Source organism: Pedobacter kyonggii, assembly GCF_004310665.1.
Classification (GTDB): Bacteria; Bacteroidota; Bacteroidia; order Sphingobacteriales; family Sphingobacteriaceae; genus Pedobacter; species Pedobacter kyonggii.
Window position 1 is genome coordinate 1 of sequence record NZ_SIXF01000036.1, and the last position, 24,564, is coordinate 24,564.

General features: G+C 38.9%; 19 protein-coding genes, 1 tRNA gene and 1 pseudogene. 10 read left to right on the forward strand and 11 right to left on the reverse strand.

Annotated features, from left to right (window positions below):
* Positions 1-296 precede the first annotated feature (296 nt).
* The 4 genes from EYS08_RS22560 to ppsA form a co-directional block, all read right to left on the reverse strand.
* On the reverse strand, positions 297-1,802 hold the full coding sequence (locus EYS08_RS22560; RefSeq protein ID WP_131032213.1) for a RagB/SusD family nutrient uptake outer membrane protein: 1,506 nt from the start codon (positions 1,800-1,802) through the stop codon (positions 297-299).
* 18 nt (positions 1,803-1,820) lie between these two features.
* On the reverse strand, positions 1,821-4,847 hold the full coding sequence (locus EYS08_RS22565) for a SusC/RagA family TonB-linked outer membrane protein (protein WP_244216024.1): 3,027 nt from the start codon (positions 4,845-4,847) through the stop codon (positions 1,821-1,823).
* A gap of 1,058 nt (positions 4,848-5,905) precedes the next feature.
* On the reverse strand, positions 5,906-8,041 hold the full coding sequence (locus EYS08_RS22570) for a S9 family peptidase (protein WP_244216025.1): 2,136 nt from the start codon (positions 8,039-8,041) through the stop codon (positions 5,906-5,908).
* Positions 8,042-8,369: 328 nt separating this feature from the next.
* Entirely contained in the window at positions 8,370-10,985 is a 2,616-nt protein-coding gene (ppsA, locus tag EYS08_RS22575; protein WP_131032214.1) for a phosphoenolpyruvate synthase, read from the reverse strand.
* Between the two features lie 231 nt (positions 10,986-11,216).
* Here ppsA and EYS08_RS22580 point away from each other — a divergent pair.
* Positions 11,217-11,483, forward strand: a pseudogene (locus EYS08_RS22580) (helix-turn-helix domain-containing protein); the annotation flags it as partial.
* 19 nt (positions 11,484-11,502) lie between these two features.
* On the opposite strand, the gene EYS08_RS22585 reads toward EYS08_RS22580, so the two are convergent.
* The 4 genes from EYS08_RS22585 to EYS08_RS22600 form a co-directional block, all read right to left on the reverse strand.
* A tRNA-Ser gene (locus EYS08_RS22585) sits at positions 11,503-11,587 on the reverse strand.
* Positions 11,588-11,589: 2 nt separating this feature from the next.
* On the reverse strand, positions 11,590-11,832 hold the full coding sequence (locus EYS08_RS22590; protein ID WP_131032215.1) for a GIY-YIG nuclease family protein: 243 nt from the start codon (positions 11,830-11,832) through the stop codon (positions 11,590-11,592).
* Between the two features lie 186 nt (positions 11,833-12,018).
* On the reverse strand, positions 12,019-13,449 hold the full coding sequence (pyk, locus tag EYS08_RS22595) for a pyruvate kinase (RefSeq protein WP_057931851.1): 1,431 nt from the start codon (positions 13,447-13,449) through the stop codon (positions 12,019-12,021).
* 147 nt (positions 13,450-13,596) lie between these two features.
* Positions 13,597-14,016: an IPExxxVDY family protein gene (locus EYS08_RS22600; protein ID WP_029274996.1), complete on the reverse strand. Its 420-nt coding sequence runs from the start codon at positions 14,014-14,016 to the stop codon at positions 13,597-13,599.
* 158 nt (positions 14,017-14,174) lie between these two features.
* On the opposite strand from EYS08_RS22600, the gene EYS08_RS22605 reads away from it, so the two are divergent.
* The 3 genes from EYS08_RS22605 (at position 14,175) to rnc (ending at position 16,510) form a co-directional block, all read left to right on the forward strand.
* Positions 14,175-14,411, forward strand: coding sequence for an acyl carrier protein (locus tag EYS08_RS22605; protein WP_008508386.1), 237 nt, complete (start codon positions 14,175-14,177; stop codon positions 14,409-14,411).
* Between the two features lie 21 nt (positions 14,412-14,432).
* On the forward strand, positions 14,433-15,686 hold the full coding sequence (gene fabF, locus EYS08_RS22610; RefSeq protein ID WP_029274997.1) for a beta-ketoacyl-ACP synthase II: 1,254 nt from the start codon (positions 14,433-14,435) through the stop codon (positions 15,684-15,686).
* 95 nt (positions 15,687-15,781) lie between these two features.
* On the forward strand, positions 15,782-16,510 hold the full coding sequence (rnc, locus tag EYS08_RS22615) for a ribonuclease III (RefSeq protein ID WP_131032216.1): 729 nt from the start codon (positions 15,782-15,784) through the stop codon (positions 16,508-16,510).
* A gap of 226 nt (positions 16,511-16,736) precedes the next feature.
* Here the strand turns inward: rnc and EYS08_RS22620 are convergent, their stop codons facing one another.
* The 3 genes from EYS08_RS22620 to EYS08_RS22630 are packed head-to-tail and all read right to left on the reverse strand — an operon-like array spanning position 16,737 to position 18,876.
* Complete coding sequence (locus EYS08_RS22620; RefSeq protein WP_131032217.1) at positions 16,737-17,447, reverse strand: hypothetical protein; 711 nt, start codon at positions 17,445-17,447, stop codon at positions 16,737-16,739.
* The gene (locus EYS08_RS22625) at positions 17,444-18,169 is read right to left on the reverse strand and encodes a hypothetical protein (protein ID WP_131032218.1); all 726 of its coding nucleotides are present in this window, start codon (positions 18,167-18,169) and stop codon (positions 17,444-17,446) included. The genes EYS08_RS22620 and EYS08_RS22625 overlap by 4 nt, the downstream gene beginning before the upstream one ends.
* Complete coding sequence (locus tag EYS08_RS22630) at positions 18,166-18,876, reverse strand: hypothetical protein (protein ID WP_131032219.1); 711 nt, start codon at positions 18,874-18,876, stop codon at positions 18,166-18,168. The genes EYS08_RS22625 and EYS08_RS22630 overlap by 4 nt, the downstream gene beginning before the upstream one ends.
* 70 nt (positions 18,877-18,946) lie before the next feature.
* Here EYS08_RS22630 and EYS08_RS22635 point away from each other — a divergent pair, with 70 nt between their 5' ends.
* The 6 genes from EYS08_RS22635 (at position 18,947) to EYS08_RS22660 (ending at position 24,334) form a co-directional block, all read left to right on the forward strand.
* Entirely contained in the window at positions 18,947-19,681 is a 735-nt protein-coding gene (locus EYS08_RS22635) for a lysophospholipid acyltransferase family protein (protein ID WP_131032220.1), read from the forward strand.
* Positions 19,682-19,925: 244 nt separating this feature from the next.
* On the forward strand, positions 19,926-20,789 hold the full coding sequence (locus EYS08_RS22640; protein WP_131032246.1) for a YicC/YloC family endoribonuclease: 864 nt from the start codon (positions 19,926-19,928) through the stop codon (positions 20,787-20,789).
* Positions 20,790-20,847: 58 nt separating this feature from the next.
* Complete coding sequence (gene gmk / locus EYS08_RS22645; RefSeq protein ID WP_131032221.1) at positions 20,848-21,414, forward strand: guanylate kinase; 567 nt, start codon at positions 20,848-20,850, stop codon at positions 21,412-21,414.
* A gap of 80 nt (positions 21,415-21,494) precedes the next feature.
* Complete coding sequence (locus EYS08_RS22650) at positions 21,495-21,863, forward strand: four helix bundle protein (protein ID WP_131032222.1); 369 nt, start codon at positions 21,495-21,497, stop codon at positions 21,861-21,863.
* A gap of 53 nt (positions 21,864-21,916) precedes the next feature.
* Entirely contained in the window at positions 21,917-22,489 is a 573-nt protein-coding gene (gene nadD / locus EYS08_RS22655) for a nicotinate (nicotinamide) nucleotide adenylyltransferase (protein WP_131032223.1), read from the forward strand.
* A 144-nt stretch (positions 22,490-22,633) separates the two neighbouring features.
* A complete protein-coding gene (locus tag EYS08_RS22660; RefSeq protein WP_131032224.1) occupies positions 22,634-24,334 on the forward strand; it encodes a glycoside hydrolase family 3 protein in 1,701 nt (566 codons plus the stop codon).
* Positions 24,335-24,564: the final 230 nt, after the last annotated feature.

The following is a 24,564-nucleotide window of genomic DNA, read 5'->3' on the forward strand; positions in this document are numbered from 1 at the left end:
GAGCATAAACAGGTTATTCTCTGGCTTATCCCAAGTCGATACTGTACTTAGTTTTGACATCATCTCATCCTTTCGACACCTCATCGGTGGTTCATTTACATTCATCTTCTTACAACTTACCTGACACCTCTTCGGATGCCTTTTCCGCTAACGCTCCTCACCATGGTTCGTTCACCACAGCAACTTAGCGGTAGTTTGATACCAACGCCTGTACGTCGATACCGATGGACCTACCATCATCTTCTGCAAAGCATCAAGCTTCGAGTTCTCACGAACTCTCTGCTTGTTCGTGTCGCCTAATATCCTGGGTTTTGTGTTAGATTTGGATTACCGATTTGATTTTCTGGAATCGGGAAAAGCAGGTATTTTGCCTCACTAGCAGGTTTCTCCTCCCAAGCGGCTAGGAATTTCCCAAAACGGATTAAATCCTGTCTTCTAAAACTTTCCCAGTACAGTTCACGGCCACGTTCATCCAATAAAATATCCAATGTTAAGCTAGGCAGAATGGAAGCCCCCCTTACCGTTCTGATCGAATTCACAATAGTCAATGCAGCAGCAGATTGCGCGGTTCTTAACTGTGCTTCGGCTTTCATTAATAACACATCCGCATAGCGGAAATAAACCCAATCATTATCAGGCTTTTTTGATCCTGAATTGGCATAATCAATCGGATATTTGATCACCCGGATACCCGCCACTTCCAAATGGTTCGGGTCTCTTTCTACAATGCTTACCTCGGGTGTAAAGGCTAAAGGATTACCTTTTCTATCTTTTAAAGGCTCTCCTTTCCCATTTACTTGTTGACCGACCAAAAACCCCACCCGAACACCAGCAACTTCAGTCTGGCCGGCATAAGTCCCGCCTCTTCTTTTGTCAGTTGCTTCAAATTTTGAATAGAAGTTGGATAAGGTACAAAAACCGTTATAACCACTTGGATCCTGGTTATAATGTGTGGTACATTTCCACTGACCATCTAAGTCGCTGCCATTTACACCACCTATATTTTGAGCGGTAAAAATATTCTCTTTCGAAAGATGGTTCGTTGGGGAAAAATTATCAAAATAGTTTGGCGTTAATACATAACCTCCTGAGCCTATTTCATCGGCAAGAGAAATTACTTTAGCCATGTCTGCAGCATCAAAAGTTGGCGCGTTGCGATTTAAGAAAGCGCCTTTATTGAGATAAATTTTCATTAAAAGCGTTCTGGCTGCATTCTTATTGGCAACGTTTGCCGGACCGTCTGGTAAATTCGGAATAATTGTATTTAGCTCACTAATGAGGTATGCAATTTCATCAGCTGCATTCCTCACGCGCGAGGGTTTGGTAACACCTTCACCCGGATCGCGGTACGGAACCTGCCCCCAGCCATCCAAAACAGAAAATTGAGAAAATGCACGTAAAAAACGGGCCTGTGCGGCTTGATCAGCAGTTGGACCCGCATTTAAAACACTTGTTGCTACATAAGAGATACTATTTAAATCCCTAAACACATCCGATATCCGGCTATGATCCGGAGCCCATTTATGCAAATGTAATGAACGCCAGGCGCCGTTATCGTCCCAATCGCCTGCACGTGTAGGCACAATAATTTCATCTGAGGTTACTTCCTGTAAAGCAGACCAGTTCCATGGGGCCTGGTAAGGGCCTATCATTGCAGCATAAGTAGCACCCAGTACGCCGGCAACATTGCCGGATGATACTGCTCCACTGCCAACCTGGCCATTCAGGCCCTCATCTAACTTGGTACAGCCAGAAAAACTCATGGCAGCCATCGCAAAAGCGAGAATATATTTATTTTTCATGTTGTTATAATTAAAAGCTTAAAGAGAAAAGTTAACACCAAAATTGAAAGTCCTGGCCGTTGGATAAGCCGTGTAATCTATACCTGCCGAAGGAACCCCGCTTATACCTTTGTTCACATTCACTTCGGGATCAAAACCTGTGTATTTGGTAATCACGAATAGATTTTGTCCGTTAACATAAATATTTAGCGATTTGATTGTTTTACCAATATTGCCAATGTTGTAATTGATGGTTGCATTGGCCAGTTTTAGGTAATCGCCCTTTTCGATATATCTCGACGAAGCCGCAATTGGATTGGCAAGCGATTCGGTAATCGGTTGGTCAACCAAGGCAGCAGAAATATTTCTTTGCGCGCCCAAATTAGATATCGCCAATACTGAGTTTGCGGTATTGTTATAAATATCCTGACCAAATGAACCGTTAAAGTTTGCTGTTAGTGAGAATTTTTTATACCTCAGGTTTGTACTCAGTCCCAAAATCACTTTCGGATTGGGGTTACCTACATAATAAGTGGTAAAACCATCATCGGTATAAATCGAAAATCCGTTTGCATCTAAGCCATTATATTGGCGGGTAACCATTGCAAACAAAGGCAAACCGTTTTGGATCACCTCAGTAGTTACACCACTCAAACCTTGTCCGTTCAACGAACCCGTTTTAATAATGCTAGTGATGTTCTGCACTTTATTGTTGATAAAAGTAGCATTACCGCCTAAGCTCCATGTAAAGTTGTCTTTATCGATCAGTATGCCGTTTAAGGTTAATTCTAAGCCTTTATTGATAATCTGGCCCGGTAAATTTACCCAGGTAGGCACATTGCCTCCAACTGCAGGAGAGAATGAGATCTGTGGAAACAGTAAATCGTTGGTTGTTTTATTAAAATAATCTATTGATCCCGTTAGCCTGCTTTTAAACAATCCAAAGTCAATCCCAATATTGGTCTGTTTATCCGATTGCCATTTTAAATCAGCATTTTCATTGTTGATTGGGGTTAGGATTGGTGAGCCATTTGCATTCCCAAAATCGTAACGGAGTTGTGCAGAACCGGATGGAAAATCCTGGTTGCCAGTTTTACCATAACCAACCCGTAATTTTAACTGATCCAGCCATGCAGTATTGGCCATGAAATTTTCTTTCTTAATATCCCAGGCGGCTGCAAAAGAAGGGAAGTAACCATAACGGTTCGATTTACCAAATTTAGTTGAACCATCTGCCCTGAAGGTAGCCGTTAAAATATACCTGTTGTCGTAATTAAAAATTGCTCTTGCAAAATATGACTGTAATTCCGTTGTAGGGTTGTTGAAAGTAGAAAACGTACGGTTAGCGGGCGATGTTGTTTGAAAAGCATCTGTATAATCAGCTGCTATATCGCCAAAACCCGTTGCGGTATTGGTTGCCCCTTTGTTGATAAAATTCGAATATTCATAACCCAAGATTGCGTTTAGATTTAACTTAGAAACAATCTCTTTGTTGAAATTTAAGGTATTGGTAAACTGCTGGGTAATCAGCTCGTTATTGGAGTAACTGGCATATCCGCCCAGAAAAGTTCCCGATGGTTGGATACCCTGCAGATTTAACGTACTTCTGGTAGAAGCTCTTCTGATACCGGTACTATAATTAACGCTGGCCAGCATGCGGTATTCTAACCAGGGTGTGATTTTATAATATGGTGAAACACTCCCTAAAATCGTCGAAACTTTCGATTTATCGTTATTCGCGGCTAAGGCTGCCAAAGGGTTGATGGTGGTAGAACCGTAATCGATAAATAAACTTCCATCAGGATTATAAAAAGACTGCGTAGGGTTCCACGATAGTGCCTGAGAAATTAAACTTCCTGTAAAACCTGCATCAGTAGTAATTGGCGCTACACTTTCCAGGTACTGGTTGCTGATCATGTTGATGTCCAGTCCCAGCTTTTTACTTTCCAAAAATTTGAAATTACCGTTAAAGGCTGCACTGTATTTCTTAAAATCGGTTGTTTTGATAATCCCCTGCTGGTCCTGATAACCGAGTGAAGCGCGGAAGGTATTGCCGTTGGTGCCACCGCTTATGCCAACTGAGTAATTTTGGTTATATGCAGTTCTGGTAATCGCATCCAATGCATCAACACTGGTACCGAAGTTACCTGTGTTAAGGTTATATTTCGATAATGCTGCCCGGTACTCATCGCCCGTTAAAACATCAACTTTTTTAGCAATATTGCTTATACCTGCCGAGGCGCTTACATCAATTTTGGTTTCTCCCGATTTGCCTCTTTTAGTGGTAATCAAAACAACACCATAAGCAGCACGCGAACCATAAATTGCTGTAGCCGATGCATCTTTTAATATCTCCATCGACTCGATATCGGCCGGATTGATAAAGTTTAAAGGATTGCCATCGGGCGCGGTACCGATACCTGCACTGGTTGATGGCCTGGCCGATCGTCCGTCAAGTGCTACCCCATCTACTACATAAAGGGGCTGCCCTGTTCCGGTAATGGCAGAATTACCCCTTATCCGAACGGTAGAGGCACCACCCGGTTGCCCACTGTTATTAATCATCTGTACACCTGCAACTTTACCCTGTATCAATTGATCGGGTGCATTTAACGGGCCTTTATTAAAATCTTTGGCCGATACGGTTGTTGCGGCACCCGTTAAATCATTTTTTCTAACGGATGCATAACCGACAACCACAACAGCTTCGAGGTTATTGAGCGAACTTAGGGTAATGTTAAGCAAGGTTTGATTGTTGATACTTACCGTTTGCGACTCGTAACCTACAAAGCTTACCGTTAGCCGGCTTGTTCCGTTTGGGGCAGTGATCTGGTACTTACCCTCTGCATCGCTTTGTGTTTTGGTGTTTGTACCCGTTATCTGCAAGGTTGCGCCGGCTAAAGGCATTTTATCGGTATCGTATATAATACCTTTTACAGTGATCTGGGCAAAGGCTGCCGTACTGGATAAAAGTATTAAGAAACTTAAACTGATGAGTTTGTTTAGTGAATACAATTTCTGTTTTAAAGACAAAACAGACCAATTGCCTCGTAAAGTGATGTTCATAGTGATTTATATAATTGGTTAGAAAATAGGTTTTTAAGAGATTTTAATGCTGGAATTTAGGGTGGAGTATTTTCATGGTTTTCGATTTTATGTTGATATTTAATTGATTATACTGCAATTGATGACTGGTGCCAATGAATAGCTAGCCATTGGTAAATGCCCGCTCTGGATTGGGCAATTCAAAATCTATGGGATCGTTCCCGATATTTATGAAAACAAAATAATAAGCTGTTTTTTAACTCATATCTATCCCTGTTTATTGGCAAATAGGACTTAGCGAGTATATTCTGATAATCATCAACACGATTTCGATGGCCTTTAAAACTAATCTTGTTAAGGCAATAAACTACGGCATCTTTCTGCCAAGCTGGTATTTTCTTTTTTGTATATATTAAATTTTTGACTATGGACCGCAGCTGGCCGGTAATGAAAGAAAGCAGGAGGGATAAAATGATAAACAGTTTGAATTGTCTCATAATTTTCGGTACAATAAATCGAATCCCTACGAATAGGAACCCGAGCTATTGTGATTTAGTTTAGTATTTGGTTAATGTAATGATTAATCGTCAACAGCAAATAGTTAAATCTACGCGCAATATTAACTTTATAGCATGAATATAACCTTATAAATCATATAAAACCATAAAAATTGAAATTATTTCTAGCTATAATTGCTTAATGTATCTCTTAAGGACCGAAACAAACTGATATAAGGATTGCAACATGACACCTATTTTAGCCGAGAATAACCAGTTAAATGATACAGATAGAACTATTGAAACCTACAAAAACTATAACTCAAGAAATATCTGATCAAAAAGCTTAGTCAATGGCTGAGAAAGGAGAGATTGGCCAATTGACCTGATCGAGGAGATTTGGTTAACCTCTTTAATCGTGTATTAAATTATAAATGGGTCTTTAAAAGGTGGTGGATATATTTCAGAAAATTCTGTTTCACAAAACATAACTGAAGAATCTATTTAATTTAATGGAGAGCGGGTCTGGGCAATGTAAAACATTGAGGCTATATGTAGTTATACATACAGCCTCAAAAAAAATTATCTTGCTGAAGGACCCTTCATTTGATAATCTTTAGGTGGTTCTGCTCCTAAGAGATGCTGTACAAAGTAATCCCAACGGCGACGCGTCATATAAGGTGAGTATTCACCATAACCATGCGCACTATTTGGAAAAATAACCAGATCGAAAGATTTATTTGCTTTTTCTAATGCCTCCACAACTAATAATGTGTTGTAAGGCGGTACATTATCATCCATCATACCATGTACCAACATCAGTTTTCCTTTCAGGTTTTTAGCATAGTTCTGGTTGGCCTGTGCTTCGTAATCGGCATTTTCTACCAAACCATTGTAACGTTCGCCCCAATCGTCCTCATAGTTTCTGTTGTCGTGATTACCTGATTCTGAGATTCCTACTTTAAAGAAATCCGGATAACGGAACATGGCTGCAGCAGTGGCAAAACCTCCGCCCGAGTGCCCCCAGATACCTACTTTTGTTGTATCGATAGGATACTTTGCAGAAAGCTGTCTGATGGCGGCAATCTGATCAGGCAGAGTATTTTCAGCCATATTGCCATAGCTCATATCATGAAAACTTTTAGAGCGGTCTGGATTACTGGTTCCTTCTATTACCACAACAATAAAGCCCAGTTCGGCCAAAGCCTGATTATCGCCACGTGAGGCAGCGAAAGACCAACTACCTACACTACCACCCTGAGGACCTGGATAAATATAATCAATAACCGGATATTTCTGGTCGGCATCCATTTTTGTTGGTGTGAAAACCAATCCGTAGATATCTGTTTTACCATCTTTGGCTTTAACAGCAACTGGGATAGGTGCTTTCCAGCCAGTGGCGGTTAATCTAGATACATCTGTCTTCTCTAAGGTGTTGATCAATTTTCCGCCAATACTTCTTAAAACCGTAACTGCCGGTACATCTGGTTGCGAATAAGTATCTACAAAATATTCGAACGATGGAGAAAATACCACTTGATGGTTACCTTCTTCAGGCGTTAACAATGCTAGATTTTTTCCGTCGAAACCGATTTTGTATAAATGACTGAAATAAGGATTGCCTTTTTCCCGGCCGTTGGCCATGAAGTAAAGTGTGCGTGTTTTTTCATCTACTTTAACTAAACGTGTTACCACGAAATCGCCTTTGGTAATCTGGTTTTTCAGCTTTCCGTTGGTAGAATCGTATAAATATAAATGCCCCCAGTTATCTCTTTCCGAATACCAGATAATCTCTTTGGCCTCTGGAAGATAACGCCAGTTGATGGCTCCCTGGCCAGATTCGTACTGCGTTTTTACCGTTTCTTCGAAAACTTCGCGAACGGCACCAGTTGTGGCATTGGCAATACGGAATTTTTCATTTTTATGATCGCGAGAGGTAGACACAAACGCCACTTCAGTACCATCGGCTTTCCAATCGATATCATCAAAAGTACCACTGCTCGAAATATCATCGCTTAGGGTAGCACGGTGTTGATCTGCAGGGATTTTTAGCGAAACCATCTTCGCGTTTTCTACATCAATCACTACTCTTCTAATGGTTGCAATCTGCTTATCGCCAGGTAAAGGATATTTCCAGGCTTTTAATACCGGCGCGCCCACATTTGTGGTTACCAGGTACATATCTTTCGAATTTCTTTGGTCTTGTTGGAAAGTGGCTATCTTTTTCGAATCAGGCGACCAGCGCAAAATTGGTGCATCGCTATGTTTCCATCCTGCATTATCGGTAGCATAACCATAATCTTTAATGCCATCAGTAGTCAATTGTGTTAACTTTCCGGTGGCTACATCTTTAACAAAAAGGTTATAATCTTTAATTAAAATGGCTTTTTTCCCATCGGGAGATAGAATTTCATTCCGGCTAGCCCCACGTCGAGATGAGGTCGCACTGCCTTTATAATCGGTAGTTAAAGTTTTTGTTTTCTTTATCGGATCTACCAAAAAAGTCTGTTCAGTGCCATTCGTTTTAGTCGTGTACCAGAATTTATCGCCATTCAGCCAGTTAGGTTGTACGCTGGAATTGTCGATATACTTTGCGGTATTATAGCCCATAAAACTTTCCGCCCTTTCGTAATCTTTAACGGTTAAGGCCTTCTGCTGAGCATTTGCTGTAATGGCCAAAGTACAAGCCGTTACGGTAAGCCAATATTTATTCATCATGTTAGTTAATCTTGCGATAAAAATAAGACTGTTTTAGGAAATGATTGGTATTAATCATGATACAAATTTTTGGGTGTATGATCTGTTTAACCGCCAAGAGGAAAAGCAAATGCCGCAAAGTTCGATTTTTCTTTTTTTGCATAATCCGCTTCACACTTCGTACTAACATCAACATCCATCGTTTTAAGATCCTTCACTGCGTTCAGGATGACAAATCGCGAGTTAATTGGTTGCGATCGATAGACTTCGAACTAATTGATCTGTTAATCCACCCCAAACCCTCAGGATAAATTGGCTCATGAATCCGGACTAAAGACTCCGTACTTAATTATAAAATCTCCACATACCCATCCGTTCCGTTCAACCTGATTCGCTGCCCGTCTTTGATCAGTTTGGCGGCATTTTCTACGCCAACCACCGCCGGCAGGCCGTATTCTCTTGCAATCACGGCACCATGTGTCATTAATCCACCAACTTCGGTAACCAGGCCTTTTATTGAGACGAATAATGGGGTCCAGCTGGGATCTGTAAATGGGGTAACCAGTATATCTCCATCTTCCAGAACAGCATCTTCCATATTTAGGATTACGCGTGCCCGTCCTTCAATCATTCCTGAAGAAACCGCTAAACCTACGATGGCCTCTGCCGGAAGGTTCTCGCGATTGTATTTACCCGTAATAACTTCGCCATCAGAGGTAATTACCCGCGGCGGCGTAAGTTTCTCGTATTTGCTGTACTCTTCTTTTCGTTCAACAATAAACTGGTAATCAAAGTGATGCGTACGCACCACTTCTCGAAGTTCTTCAAAAGTGAGGTAATAGCTATCTTCCTTTTCATGAAAAACATGAGCATCTACGAGTTTTTCCACCTCTTTTAGTAAAGCCTGTTTATAAACGAAAAAGCGGTTAACAATGCCGTATTTTGGATATTCACGATAACCGGCAAAATTTCGGAGCAGACTGATCATTTGTTTTGTTTCCAGGGCTTTTTGTTCACCATCTGGTAAATGGGCCAATCTACCCAATAATTCATTTTCCTTTTTTAAAGCTTCCTGTTTCCCTTGCTCAAATTTTCGCTTACCACTATTGTGCTCAAAGTTTTTGATATTGCTAAGGATTAAGGGAATTAATATCGATGGTTTTTCACTCCAGCGTGTGTTCGTAATATCAATTTCTCCCGCACACCGCATTCCGTATTTTTCGAGATATGCGTAGATTGCATTCCGCGTTTCCTTTCCACCATCAAATTGAATCAGATCATCTAAAAAATTACCCTTCTTTGTCTCTTGTAAATAATTAATGATCTCTGGATAAGGACGGATTACATCTGCAACATCCAGTAGTGCCAAGCCCATTTCTGAAGTGATATTGTTGGGTGCCGACTGAGACAGTGTATCTGCGGGATTCTTTTCACCCAACCATTCTTCCATCTTTTCATTGAGCCAGGATGAAGCATTCATCGCGGCTATGATCACCCCCATATGTTGCGAATCAAATATCATCTTCTTTGATTGCTCGATGTCTTCCATGATAAAATCAAAAAGATCTGGCCCTGATTTCGTTTGGATATTTTGTTTTAGTGCTTCTACTGATGCCTCATTAGTTTTGATCAGACCAGCAACGGTGGCAGGGTCGTTTCCTATTTGCGCTAAAATATCGGCAGCCGAGAGGCCTTTAGTACTCTTGACCAGCACTGGTCCTTTTCCATCATCTGATAGTTGTTCTATAAAGTCGCCTCTTTCTGTGATGGTTATCAATGCGTCTTTAATGAGCGGATCATGTTGTCCCATCGCATCTAATAGATTTCTTTTGCCGGTTGAGGTGGCCAGACTATCCGTTATATCAACAAACAATCTTCCTCCGGCTTTAAACATTGGTCTTGCTGCCCTTAATTGCCATAAACTTAATCCCAGTGGTTTCATAGGGTCAGTCATCATTTGTTGATGGCCTACAGATATATACACATGATTTTCAGCGTCGTTTGTTTCTGGAATGGGATATAAAGTGGTAATTGGCCTACTCTGCACAATATAAAACCTACCATTAACCAAACACCATTCGATGTCTTGCGGATAACCAAAGTGTTCCTCAATCTTTCTACCCAACTGCTCAAGCTGTAAAATCTGTTCATCTGTAAGCACTTGACTATTTTGCTCTCCCGCAGAAAGTGTTTCAGATTTTGTACCGCCATCCTTTAAGGCATAAATAGCCAGCTTCTTAGCCGATATTTTCCTATCAACGATCTTGCTGTCACAAACCCGATAGTTATCTGCATTTACCACACCTGAAACCATGGCTTCACCTAAGCCGAAACTGGCATCAATGGATAGTACTTTACGGTTACCGGTAACGGGATCTGCCGTAAATATAATTCCTGCTGCTTCAGCGGAAACCATTTTCTGTATTACGACTGAAAGTTGAACTTTATAGTGATCAAAACCGTTTTGGATGCGGTAAATGATAGCCCGATCGGTAAATAAAGAGGCCCAGCACTTGCTGATATGCTTAAAAACAGCCTGCTTACCAATAATATTCAAATAAGTATCCTGCTGACCTGCAAATGATGCTGTAGGCAAATCTTCTGCTGTAGCGCTTGATCGTACAGCAAAAGCTTCATCAGGCTTGAAACGGCTAAGATAAGCCTCAGTTTCTCCAATAATATCTTCAGGAATGTGTACATTTTCAATGGTAGCCCGGATTCTTTTGCTGATTTCAGCAATATGTATCCGGTCTTTAGCTTTAAGATCAGACAATTCTTCCAATAAGGTTTTAATTTCCTGACTGTTTTCTATGATCTTTTTATAGGCATCTGTGGTGATGCAAAAACCATTGGGTACGGCAATACCTTCAATTTTCGTTAGTTCGCCCAGATTATTGCCTTTGCCACCAACTTTTAAAAGATCTGACCTGTCGATTTCGGGAAAACCAATTACATATTTACCCATATTTTTCCTGTTTTAATTTGGTAGAAATTCATTCCTTTTTAATTACATTTTTAAGGAACAAATCCAAAAATATAGGCTATAACACTATAAAACAACGTTTTTTAACTATAATTTTCCAAGCGCAATAATGGTAGAAGTATTGGCGTTATCCTTACAACAAAGCGGTAATAATTACGGTAAAATTATTCTGGATTTTCTCTCAAACAACTCGCTTTAGCTTCAAAAGTTACCTTGCCAACGGTCGAATATCTAGCCGCATAAACAAACCTTTCGCCACGTTATTTAAGGGATATGCTCAAGGCCTTAACAGGGCAAAATACTCAACAGCTCTTTCATGAAAAATTAGTTGAAAAAGCAAAAGAAAAACTTTCGACGACTGAGTTATCAGTAAGTGAAATTGCCTATCGGCTGGGTTTTGAGCATCCACAGTCATTCAGTAAGTTCTTTAAAACAAAAGCACATTTATCGCCTTTGGAGTTTAGGCATTCTTTTAATTAGAACTGGGATAGATCTAAAGCGGAGAGGGCGGGATTCGAACCCGCGGTACCTTGCAGTACACACGCTTTCCAAGCGTGCTCGATCGACCACTCTGACACCTCTCCGGTTATATGATGTTATTTTGTTTCAAATAAATGTAGCCATTTACAGACTTATAATATTGTTCTCTTCTAAAGGCTTCACTTCTTGAATTAAATTCTTCAAAAAAGTGAATGATGAAAGGGCGCCTAGCTTTCGTCGATTTTACATCTCCCCTATTATGTTTGATTAATCTTATTTCCAGGTTTTCAGCACTCCCATAATAGTACTTCCCATCTTTCTCGCTTTTCAAAATATAACTATAAAACATAATTATCTTTTATTGCACAAAGATTAATTTATTAGTCCCTACTTTCCAAGCGTGCTCGATCGACACTCCCCATAGGGTCCTTCGGACTGACACCTCTCCGTGCTGGATTGCAAAAGTATATTTTTTATTGATAAAAAAAATGCTCCCGATTAAAATCAGGAGCATTTTATAATATGATATTAGAAATTAATCTATAACCGTAATTTTTAACATGTTGGTTTTACCTTTTGCTTCCATTGGGATAGCGGCAGTATTGATGATGATATCACCTTGTTTAACCAATTTCTTGCTTTTCAAGAATTCGTTCACCTCGATAATGGTGTTATCGGTACTTTCCCACTTATCGTAATAGAAACCTCTTACACCCCAAAGTAAACTTACTGCGTTTAATAAAGCCCTGTTACTGGTAAAAATAAAGGTTAAAGCTTCCGGACGGTGACTTGAGATTTCGAAAGCAGTATAACCGCTTAAAGTCATCGATACAATACCTACTGCGTTAGTTTGTTTCGCTAAGAAACAAGCTGAATCGCAAATGGCATCGCTTAAGAAAGATGGCGATTTTGGTTTTAAAAACTTGTCAGGATTGAAAGGGTAGTTGTTCTGCTCAATGTTCTGGATAATTTTTTGCATGGTTTCGATCACAATCAGTGGAAATTCTCCAACTGAAGTTTCGCCGCTTAACATCACTGCATCAGCACCGTCTAAAACAGAATTTGCCACATCATTCACCTCTGCACGTGTTGGACGAGGTGTAGTGATCATGCTCTCTAACATTTGTGTAGCCACAATTACAGGTTTAGAAGCTGCTCTACATTTAGCAACGATCATTTTTTGTAATAATGGAACTTCTTCCATCGGACATTCAACACCTAAATCGCCACGGGCAACCATAATACCATCTGTTACTGCAATAATTTCATCGATATTGGCAATGGCTTCTGGTTTTTCGATTTTAGCAATTACACGGGCAGTTTTACCGCGCTCTGCAATAATTTTTTTAAGTTCGATGATATCTTCTGCCTTACGCACGAAAGATAAACCGATCCACTCTACATCATTTTCTAAAACAAATTCTAAGTTTTCGCGGTCTTCTGGTGTTAATGAAGGAATAGAAACTTTAGTATTTGGAAGGTTTACACCTTTTCTTGAAGTTAAAATACCACCGTGAACAATCTCACAAACTACTTCATCCTTTAAGTTGGTAGAAATCACTTTCATTTGAAGCTTTCCATCATCCAAAAGGATAATTTCGCCCGCCTGAACATCCTGAGGGAAGTTTTGGTAAGTAATGTAAATACGTTCTTCGTTACCAATACATTCGTTAGTAGTAATTACGGTAGTTTTACCATTGATCAGGTTAATGCCACCTTCTTTTACTAAACCGATACGGATTTTAGGGCCTTGTAAATCGGCAAGTATACCTACATTATAATCGTATTTTTTGTTTAAATCGCGGATGGTATCCAAAACCGCTTGGTGATCTGCTTGTGATCCGTGCGAAAAGTTTAAGCGGCAAACATCTAAACCTGCGTTAAACATACTATATAATACATCTGGTTTTGCTGATGCAGGCCCAAGCGTGGCAACAATTTTAGTTCTCGAATGAAAAGGTTTCATTTAATTAATTGATTTTAGCAATGCAGTTTAAAGCATTAATTATTATCTAAAATAATCAAACTGCATCAAATTTTATATATTTTGTTCTTTTGTTCTTTGTTTGTAACCGTCAAATATAGTGTATTTAATACACCAAGTATATAATTTTTATATTACCAAATTCTCACGGCTCTTTAACTTGGCCGGATCTATCTTTGCAGCCACCTGTATATCAGGTAGTTTATTTAAACCATTGATTAAATAATCCAAATCTTCCTTATCAATAAATTCTTTAATAATAATAAAAAAATCTACTTTGTTCATCTCCGGAATTAGAAAACCATCACTGCTTTTATTGCAGATTAAATAGTACTCTACCTCACCTTGCTCTACAAAAAAGTAATATTTCGAGAAAGACCAGGCTGGTTCGTCGATATTAAAAAATATTTCATGGTCTTCTATTTTTTCAAATTGAGTATTTAACCGGGTATTAATTTTGTGGCAAAGCACATAGTCTTTTAAGGGTGCTGTGATCGCAATTAGTATAAAATCAAGGTCTAAGGTAAGTTTTAGGTAAGTCTTATTCAAAGCGAAATAAATTATTTACAGAACGAAATTAAAAAACTAATTCTATATTCGCTGTGTTATTGAGATACCAAAATTACGTATCGAAATAAAAACATTTGAAAATTGTAAGAATTTATTTTTCTTTGCACAGAATTATTTAACCATTAAATTATAAAATTATGTCTGATATTGCTTCAAGAGTTAAGGCTATTATCGTAGAAAAACTAGGTGTTGACGAAAGCGAAGTTACGCCAGAGGCTTCATTCACCAACGATTTAGGTGCAGATTCTTTAGATACCGTAGAATTGATTATGGAATTTGAAAAAGAATTCAATGTAGCTATTCCTGATGATCAGGCTGAAACCATCGGTACAGTTGGTCAAGCGATTGCTTATTTGGAAAAAAACGTTAAATAGAATTACGCTTTTTCAGTATAAATGGAATTAAAAAGAGTAGTAGTAACAGGGTTGGGTGCGCTCACTCCTATAGGCAATAATGTTCCCGATTTTTGGGAAGGATTGACTAACGGGGTGAGTGGCGCTGCTCCTATTAAGGGTTTTGATACTGAAAAGTTCAAAACCAAATTCGCATGCGAGGTTAAAAATTTTAATCCGGAAGATTTTTTGGAGAAAAAAGAAGCCCGCAAGCTAGATCCGTTTGTACAATATGCTCTTGTAGCAACAGATGAGGCTGTGAAGGATGGTGGTTTTGATTTTGAAAAATTAGATACCAACCGGATCGGAGTAATCTGGGGCGCAGGCATAGGTGGGTTGAAAACTTTCCTGGATGAAATTTCGAATTTTGCCAAGGGAGATGGTACGCCAAGATACAATCCATTTTTTATCCCTAAAATGATTATTGATATTGCTCCAGGGCATATCTCGATCAAATACGGCTTACGTGGGCCAAATTTTGCAACTGTTTCGGCATGTGCTTCTTCAACAAACGCAATGATTGATGCATTTAACTATATCCGCTTGGGTATGGCTGATGTAATTATCAGTGGCGGTTCTGAAGCGATCATTAACGAAGCGGGTATGGGTGGTTTTAACGCCATGCATGCATTATCAACACGTAACGAAGATCCCGCAACGGCATCACGTCCTTTTGATAAAGACCGTGATGGTTTCGTAGCCGGTGAAGGTGCAGGGACTATTATTTTAGAAGAACTTGAACACGCAAAAGCAAGAGGTGCAAAAATTTATGCAGAACTTGTTGGCGGTGGAATGAGTGCTGATGCTAATCACATCACTGCACCACATCCTGAAGGTTTGGGCGCTAGAATGGTAATGACCAATGCACTAAAAGATGCTGGTTTAACAACTGCGGATATAGATTATATCAATGTACACGGTACTTCTACACCTCTTGGTGATATTAGTGAAACCAAAGCCATTGGTACATTATTTGGTGAGGATGCTTATCGTTTAAACATCAGCTCAACCAAATCGATGACTGGCCACCTTTTGGGTGCAGCTGGAGCTATTGAGGCTATTGCAGCAATTCTTTCTGTTAAAAATGACATTGTTCCTCCAACAATCAATCACTTTACAGATGATCCTGCATTTGACCCTAAATTGAATTTTACTTTTAACAAAGCGCAAAAACGTACCGTTAGAGCTGCTCTAAGTAATACCTTCGGTTTTGGCGGCCATAACGCTTCTGTTATTTTTAAGAAATACGAAGATTAATTTAAAACAGCCCTGCTATATAATTTTGTATGCTAGTTAAAAATAGATAACTTAGTTAAATATGCTAATTAGCCGTTAATTGTGTTATTTATTTAATGCCGATATTAAAATTATATAAACTTTACCTCTCTCCTGAAAAGGAGTTTGTTAAAAAGCTGAAAAACATTTTAGGCTTTGTTCCAGGCAATGTTACGCTTTATAAAATGGCGTTCAGGCATCGTTCTGTAGCAAAAGTTTTAAAAAATGGAAGCAGGAGCAGCAACGAGCGCTTAGAATTTTTAGGCGATGCTGTTTTAGGTTCGGTGATTGCAGAGCTGCTTTTTAAACATTACCCCTACAAAGAAGAAGGTTTTTTAACCGAAATGCGTTCGAAGATTGTAAACCGGGCTAATTTAAATCAGCTGGCAAAGAAAATTGGTTTTGATAAGCTTATTCAGTTCGATCAACGTTCAGTGAGCATACAAACCAAGCACAATTCAATGCTGGGCGATGCTTTTGAAGCCATAGTGGGTGCTATCTACATGGATAAGGGCTACAACTTTACCAAAGAATTTTTATTGCGCAGGATCGTAAAACCTCATATCGATATCCACACCTTAGAACTTACAGAAACCAATTTCAAAAGTAAACTGATCGAATGGTGTCAACGCCATAGTAAGGATGTAATGTTCGAACTGGCAGAAAATGGGGAAGGCGAAAGCGCTAAATTATTTACCATTAGTGCAGTAGTAGAAGGCGAAAAAGTGGGTACCGGAAGAGATTACAATAAGAAAAACGCAGAAAAATTAGCGGCCGAAAAAGCTTGTGAAGCGTTGAGTATTTAGAAGGTTTATTGGTTCAGTAGTCATTAGTTTATTGGGTTAACTGTATAAATCGGTTAATTGTGCAAGCCTGTTAGAACTTGCCGCTAAATGCCATATGTTAACCTAACAAACAAACCACTTCTGATCTCCGTCACAGGGCTTCAGACTTAATTTTATACATGCACAACGCCAAACACCCCTCTTCAAACTGACTCATGACTACGGACTTAAGACTCCCGACTAAAACCTACTTCCCCTTCCCTAACGTATCCGTAAATTTCTTCGAAGATTCTTTAATGTATTTAATGTAATCGTAGCTGTTCCAGTATTGAGCTTTATCAAATTCCGGGCGACAGTTTAACATGTATTTCTCTAAAGTATCGCCTCTTAATTCGGTATTGTTTTTAATAATGCTCTGGTTGAAGTATACGTCAATTTGCGATTGTTTGATTTCATTATCGGCATACCTGCCAAATCTCCGTGCATTTTTAGGGTCAGTGCCAAATAAGTTATATAGTGCATTTAAAGGACTGAATATAGCAGACAAAACGGTTGTTTTACCACCATTGTACACCCCCTTATTTTTAAACTCGCGCTTAATTTCGTCCAGATCCTCTTTTTTGGTATTTCCCCTAATGGTAACATCGGCTAGCGTAGTACTTCCTCTAACCAGATAAACTACCAGGTCTTTTTCACTGTTTACCACCACACGCTGATCGATCAGATCCCTTTTAATTACCAGTAGTGTATCACCAATTCTGGCCTTTAGCTGGAACATACCGATGTCATTACTGCCCACACCGATTCCGGTGCGCAGGTTGGTAATTTCTGATAAGGCAATCCTGATATTTGAACCTTTTTCTATAACCACACCTTTCACAATAAAATCCTGTGCCTTTGTAATGAAGCCGACTGAGGTAAAGACGAAAAGTATAATGGCAAATTTTAAATTTTTCATTGTGTGTTATTTGTGTTTCTCAAGGTATCGGTATATTTCTTTGCCGATTCTTTGATGTATTTAACAGCATCGTAATTGCTCCAGTTAATGGTAGTGCTGCGTGTTGGGTAATAATCGAGCAAAAAATTATCGAGGTCTTTCCCTGTTAATGTTGTATTTTTCGAAACGAGGCTTTTATTAAAAAACTTATCCACTTCGATTAGACTTAATTCCTTTTTGTAATACCGATTAAAGTTACGGGCTCTGGCTGGTGTTTTGCCAAAAAGCTCGTAAAAAAATGTTAAGGGGCTACCGCCAAAAGGACTGAGCAATACCAACGGTGGTTTACCTTCAAAAAACGAACCATTCCGTTTAAAGTCTCTTTTTATACCTTCCATTTCCTGCTTTTTGTTTTGGCCTTTAACGGTTACTTCCTCAAGCATTGTACTCGCTCTAACCAGATAAACAACCAGATCATCGTCTGTTTTAATGACTACTTTTCGATCGGTTAGATTTCTTTTTTGAATTAACAGCGTATCGCCAATGCGAGCATTTAACTGAAAAATTCCGATATCGTTACTCGTTGCCCCCATTTTACTGCGGATATTGGTAATCCCAGCCAAGGCAATCCGCACATTCGATCCTTTTTCGATCACTACACCTTTCAGCACAAAATCCTGCGCCTTGATTTTTAAGCCTTGTGTTAAGATGATCAGTAAAAGAAAGAGTTTTAAATGATTCATGGTGTACTTAAAGTATCTAAATATTGTTTTGCTGATTTCTTAATGTATCCAGCGGCATCATAAGTATTCCAATCTTTAATCTGTTTATATTTCGGCCTGTAATCCAACATAAACTTATCCATTTGCTTTGCTGTTAATGTTGTATTATTTTTAACAATCCTAATGTTAAAAAACCGATCTATCTCTAATTCTTCTTTTTCTTTATCATAATAGCGATCAAACCGTCTGGCATTTTTCCGTTCGGCACTAAACAATTCCATAATGGCTGCCAGCGGGTAACGTGCATAATAAAGCGGATTTCTTTTCTTACCATAAAAATAAGTTTTCTTACGGTGTTCTAACCTAACAGCAGATAAGTTTTGTTGTTTGTTCTCTGCCTTAATTGTTACATCTTCCAACAGTATGTCGGCCCTAAGAAGTTTTACAACCAAATCCTGATCATTGATTACCACAACAGTAACATTATCAAAGTGCCTTTTATTGATGACCAGGGTATCACCAATTTTGGCCTTGATCTGAAAGAACCCCATATCATTACTGCCAACCGCTTGTTTGTTACTGATATTGGTTACTACAGCCAATGCAATGCGGATCTGTGTTCCCTTCTCTAAAATGACGCCTTTGGCCAAAGTAATTTGGGGGAGCGTTTTTTTAGGCAAAATGAACAATAGGAATGAAAGTGATAGCGTAATCAAAAATGCTTTCATATCTATAAGATATTTTTTGTAAAATTAACATTTGTTACCCTTGCAAACTGTTAAAGAAACGTTAATAACCATGAGAAAGCTATTGGGCGGATTTTACTTAATGTATTCGGCAATTGTATTTTTCATACTCATGGTAATCGTTTGCCCCTTTATTGTCATCAGTACAAGCATTTTTAGGGAGAAAACCGGGAGGAAAATCGCTTTCTATTTTCTAAAATTCTGGGCATGGGGTTTTAGCCTGTTTACCTGCCTATGGTTTTCCGCGAATAACGCAAAAATCGATACTTCCAAATCGTATATCTATGTAGGCAACCACAGTTCATTTTTAGATGCTGTCGCCATTGTAATCTGCATTCCGCAGGCCTTCAGCCCACTGGGAAAGATCGAAATGCTTAAAATCCCGGTATTTGGCTGGATTTATAAACGTTTAGTAGTGATGATTGATCGAAGTAGTAGAGAAAGCCGCGACCATTCTGTAGCTGAACTGAGAAAAAACCTGGCCGATGGACAATCGATCCTGATTTTCCCCGAAGGAACCATGAATAAATCAGACAAGCCTTTAAATCCATTTTATGATGGCGCGTTTCGCCTTGCGATAGAAACCCAAACACCGATTTTACCTTTTGCCATATTGAATAGTAAAGCTCACCTACCCAGAATAAATCCACTTTTACTCAACCCAGGGGTGATTAAAACTGTATTTGGGGAAGCTATAGAGATGAAAGGATTGGTTGCAGAAGATCTGCAAGAACTGAAGCGAAAAACATTTAATGCCATTTTAAGCTTGTTGGAAAAAGTAGCATAACATTGCATTTTGTTAGGAAATAAAGGCTCCGGCACTTTTGGCTAAATCAGTCCTGCTGTCAGTTTTATCCCGATGAAGGATCGGAATAATGAAAAGCGGGGCTGCAATTACCAAAGAATATTGAACGCTGATTTTCTAAATATTTATAACATTGCTCTTAATTGTTATTCTACACAGTTCACGCCTTGGCCATTATTATTTCTCCTTTCGGCTTAAAACCCTATCTTTGCGCATGATAAAATCCATGACAGGATACGGCTTAGCAACAGCCGATTATGCAAATGCGAAGTATAGTGTCGAAATCAAATCGCTCAACAGTAAATTCCTGGAGCTAAATTTAAAATATCCTAAAGCTTTTTCTGATAAAGAGCTGATCTTACGCAACATCTGCAGTAAAGACATCGAAAGAGGAAAAGTAAGTTTAAGCATCAATGTAGAACGCACCAACGGTGAAGTTACGGGTGCTACCATCAATACAGCCTTATTAAGCCACTACTATAAACAACTTATTGCCGTTAACAACGAATTAGGTGCTGATAGCAGTAACTTATTGCAAACAGCGTTAACTTTTCCTGATGTAATCAGTTACAAGGAAGAAAGCGTAAGTGAGGATGAATGGAACCATTTGTTTCAAATTTTCACCTCGGCCTTGGCCAATTTCAATAAATTCAGAGAAGATGAAGGTGCTGTTTTAAAGGCTGATTTAGAACTGAGAATTAAAAACATTCTTTCTTATTTCAAATCGGTTGAGGAATTAGAGCCTAAAAGAATTACTGCAATCCGCGATAAATTCACCCAATTTCTTGATGATGCGGTAGGTAAAGTGAATATTGATCAGAACCGTTTTGAACAGGAATTGATTTATTATATCGATAAAATCGATATAACTGAGGAAAAAACACGTTTAAAAAGCCATTGCGATTATTTCTTGCAGACTTTAGCAAGCAAAGAAGCAAATGGAAAGAAAATGGGTTTCATTTCTCAGGAAATTGGAAGAGAAATTAATACCATGGGTGCTAAAGCAAATGATGCCCAAATGCAACAATTTGTTGTAGGTATGAAAGAAGAGTTAGAAAAGATAAAAGAACAGTTATTGAATGTGTTGTAGCGTTAGGCGGAAAGCGATAAGTGCTTAACGCCAGACGCCAATCGCAAAATTTTTAAAAATGCAAGGCAAATTAATCATATTTTCGGCACCATCAGGAGCAGGTAAAACCACTATAGTACACCATTTATTAACGAAATTTCCTGAGCTGAGCTTTTCTATTTCTGCAACTACCCGCGAATTGAGAGGCGCTGAAACACATGAAAACGATTACTATTTTATTAGTAAAGAAGAGTTTTTGCACAAAGTAGCCCGCCAGGAATTTGTGGAATTTGAAGAAGTTTATAACGGAACTTTTTATGGCACTTTACGCTCAGAAATAGAGCGCATCTGGAATGAAGGCAAGCACGTTATTTTCGATATTGATGTAGAAGGTGGTATCCGATTAAAAAGAAAATATGAAGAAGATGCTTTGGCCATTTTTGTTCAGCCACCATCATTAGATGTTTTAAAGGAACGTTTAAGTGGCCGTGGTACAGATAGCCCAGAAAAATTACAGGAACGTTTTATCAAAGCTGAAAAAGAATTGCTTTATGCCGATAAATTTGATGTGATTTTAAAAAATTACGACCTGGCTACAGCTTGTGCAGAAGCAGAGCAATTGGTGGGCGATTTCTTAAAAAGTTAGCAGTTTATAGTTTCCAATTTTCAGTTTTGGGCTTATAAAAAATACCTAAATAATATCATAGTTCTAAATAGAATCACTTTATGGGCGATTTTTCTGATTTACTAGCTGATAAGAGGTCATTTGAGTTGGCTATGAATATTTTTGAGGTCAGCAAGTCTTTCCCAAAAGAAGAAATGTATTCATTAACCGATCAGATCAGGAGATCTTCGAGATCTACCAATATCTGCCTTGTTGAAGCTTATAGAAAACGTAGATACAGAGCCCATTTTATCAGCAAATTGTCAGACAGTGATATGGAAAATAGCGAAACAAAAGGCTGGTTAAAATTTGCATTAGAATGTAAGTACCTTGCTGAAGAACGATATACGAAATTAACGCTACAAAGCGATGAAATTGGAAAACTGCTAAATCACATGATGAATAATCCAGAAAAATATGGCGTTATTTAACTGTTAATATTATCCAACTGAAAATTGTCAACTGCCAACTGAAAACTGTGCACATGAAAACTGGTCTTTTCTTTGGTTCATATAACCCCATCCATACCGGGCATTTAATTATCGCCAATTACATGGCTAACCATACCGAGCTTGATGAAGTATGGCTGGTTGTGTCGCCACATAATCCCTTAAAAGATAAAAGTGGCTTAACCAATATGTACGACCGTTTGGAAATGGCCAAGTTGGCTACCGAAAATGCAGAACATATCCGTGTGAGCGATATCGAATTTGCATTGCCTCAGCCATCTTACACCATTGATACCTTAACCTATCTTCATGAAAAATATCCTGAAAAGCAATTTGTACTCATTATGGGTGCCGATAATCTGGTATCATTCAAAAAATGGAAAAACTACGAGGTGCTTTTAAAAAACTATCAGATTTATGTTTATCCGCGCCCTGAGGCGAATGTAAGCGAGTGGGAAAATCATCCTTCCATTACTTTTACCAAAACCCCTTTAATGGAAATTTCGTCAACTTTTATACGCAAAGCCATTAAAGAGAAAAAGAATGTTCAGTTTTTCCTGCCCGATAAAGTCATCGATTTCATTGAAGGCAAGGGAATGTATAAATAGCAGCGATCAATATTTGTAACCTATACAGCACCTAAAAAAAGCAACAGGCTTACAACATATTGTATTAAATCGATTACTTGGATTGGTTTTTGTTTAATTCGCCTTTTGATTACTAATTTAGCGGCAGCAGATACAACAAAACACGTGAAAAAAAACTTATTTATACTCATTGCCCTTTTTGGCGCTGCATTTTCGGCAAGCGCACAACAGAAAACCTATTTAGAATTATTGGCCAATCAACCTAAATGGGTAGATTCGGTTTTTAACAAACTTAACCGCAGAGAGCGTATTGCGCAGATGTTCTTTGTTAGAGCGCATACCAATCTGGGTAAAAAATATACCGATTCGGTTGGTCAGGTAATAAAAAAAGAACAATTGGGTGGGGTTATCTTTTTTCAGGGAGGCCCTGGCCGGCAGGTTTTAGCCACCAATGCCTATCAAAAATTAAGCAGGGTACCGTTAATTGTGGCAAATGATGGTGAATGGGGCCTGGGCATGCGTTTGGATAGTACCATTTCTTATCCTTATCAAATGACTTTGGGTGCCATCCAAAACAAAGAATTATTGTATAAAATGGGTCTTGAAGTGGCCAAAGATTACAAGCGCATGGGGATGCAGATGAATTTAGCTCCTGATGCCGATATCAATAACAACCCTAAAAACCCCGTAATCAATTACCGTTCTTTCGGCGAAAATAAATATAACGTAACCAGTAAGGTTGCCTCTTATATGAAAGGTATGCAGGATGGCGGTTTATTAACTACGTTGAAACATTTCCCTGGTCATGGCGATACTGATGTAGATTCGCACTACGATTTACCACAGCTTACTTTCTCTGCTACACGTTTAGATACGTTGGAGATATATCCTTTTAAAGAGCTGATTAAACAGGCCGCATCGGGTGTGATGATTGCCCACATGAACATCCCATCGTTAGATGCTACACCAAACTTACCTTCTACCCTGTCTAAACCGATTGTCACAGGCATTTTGAAACAGAAATTAGGCTTTAAAGGTTTGATTATCTCTGATGCAATGGATATGAAAGGCGTGGTAAAATATTTCAAAAATGGTGAAGCTGATTTAATGGGTATTATTGCCGGAAACGATATTATTGAATTATCTGAAAACAGCGACAGAGCCATTAAATTAGTGCGTAAGGCCGTAAGACAAGATCGTGTAAGCATGGCCGAAATAGACCAGAGTGTGCGTAAAATATTGACCGCAAAATACTGGGCAGGCCTGGCTAAGCGCGATACGGTTGTAACCCAAGGTGTTGTTGCGGGTGTAAACCGCAAGTCGAGCAATGCTTTGGTGCAGGAACTTGCCAATGCATCAGTAACCCTACTAAAAGGTAAAGATTATATCAAGCGCCTCATCCCGATCAGAAGAACGGCCATTATCAGCATCGGTGTACCTTCGGTTACCACTTTCCAAAAAGAGGTTTCAAAAGGTTATTATAATTCTGTTTATTATGTGCTGGATAAAGATGCCAATGCTACTCAGATTTCCAACATCGCCCGCGAAATCGGCGCATTTGATCAGGTGATTGTGGGTATTCACGATAGTCGTGCAAGACCAGCCAATAATATCCCGCTAAATGCAGGCGTAAAGAATTTTATTAAAGAATTATCGGCCAAGAATGCTGTTTTTGCGCTCTTCGCAAACCCATATAATCTGGCCGGTTTATCAGGATTGGAAAACAGTAAAGGTTTGGTTGTTGCATATCAAAAAGAAGATTATATGCAGATTTCAGCTGCAGCTGTAATTAATAACAGATTGGCACCAACAGGAAAATTGCCTGTAGGCGTGGCGCCATTCTATAAATTCGGCGACGGATTATAGATTTTTACCCCTAAGACACAAAGAATTAATATCAGGTGAGAATATTTTGTCATTCTGAGCGCAGCGAAGAATCTTTTGCCACAGAGAAGTGGATTAATATTCCGCATTAGCCTCACCAATCGTCACCCTGAATTTATTTCAGGGTCTCTATTAATAGTTTTATCTTTGGTCTTTCAACTTTTGTCTTTTAGCTTTCCTTAAAACAATTTCACTCTCAAAACGATTATCTA

Bases quoted from the DNA above. Each gene is read 5' to 3' on its own strand.
- EYS08_RS22560 (WP_131032213.1), bottom strand. From the start codon at position 1,802: ATGAAAAATAAATATATTCTCGCTTTTGCGATGGCTGCCATGAGTTTT.
- EYS08_RS22565 (WP_244216024.1), bottom strand. From the start codon at position 4,847: ATGAACATCACTTTACGAGGCAATTGGTCTGTTTTGTCTTTAAAACAG.
- EYS08_RS22570 (WP_244216025.1), bottom strand. From the start codon at position 8,041: ATGATGAATAAATATTGGCTTACCGTAACGGCTTGTACTTTGGCCATT.
- ppsA (WP_131032214.1), bottom strand. From the start codon at position 10,985: ATGGGTAAATATGTAATTGGTTTTCCCGAAATCGACAGGTCAGATCTT.
- EYS08_RS22590 (WP_131032215.1), bottom strand. From the start codon at position 11,832: ATGTTTTATAGTTATATTTTGAAAAGCGAGAAAGATGGGAAGTACTAT.
- pyk (WP_057931851.1), bottom strand. From the start codon at position 13,449: ATGAAACCTTTTCATTCGAGAACTAAAATTGTTGCCACGCTTGGGCCT.
- EYS08_RS22605 (WP_008508386.1), top strand. From the start codon at position 14,175: ATGTCTGATATTGCTTCAAGAGTTAAGGCTATTATCGTAGAAAAACTA.
- fabF (WP_029274997.1), top strand. From the start codon at position 14,433: ATGGAATTAAAAAGAGTAGTAGTAACAGGGTTGGGTGCGCTCACTCCT.
- rnc (WP_131032216.1), top strand. From the start codon at position 15,782: ATGCCGATATTAAAATTATATAAACTTTACCTCTCTCCTGAAAAGGAG.
- EYS08_RS22620 (WP_131032217.1), bottom strand. From the start codon at position 17,447: ATGAAAAATTTAAAATTTGCCATTATACTTTTCGTCTTTACCTCAGTC.
- EYS08_RS22625 (WP_131032218.1), bottom strand. From the start codon at position 18,169: ATGAATCATTTAAAACTCTTTCTTTTACTGATCATCTTAACACAAGGC.
- EYS08_RS22630 (WP_131032219.1), bottom strand. From the start codon at position 18,876: ATGAAAGCATTTTTGATTACGCTATCACTTTCATTCCTATTGTTCATT.
- EYS08_RS22635 (WP_131032220.1), top strand. From the start codon at position 18,947: ATGAGAAAGCTATTGGGCGGATTTTACTTAATGTATTCGGCAATTGTA.
- EYS08_RS22640 (WP_131032246.1), top strand. From the start codon at position 19,926: ATGACAGGATACGGCTTAGCAACAGCCGATTATGCAAATGCGAAGTAT.
- gmk (WP_131032221.1), top strand. From the start codon at position 20,848: ATGCAAGGCAAATTAATCATATTTTCGGCACCATCAGGAGCAGGTAAA.
- EYS08_RS22650 (WP_131032222.1), top strand. From the start codon at position 21,495: ATGGGCGATTTTTCTGATTTACTAGCTGATAAGAGGTCATTTGAGTTG.
- nadD (WP_131032223.1), top strand. From the start codon at position 21,917: ATGAAAACTGGTCTTTTCTTTGGTTCATATAACCCCATCCATACCGGG.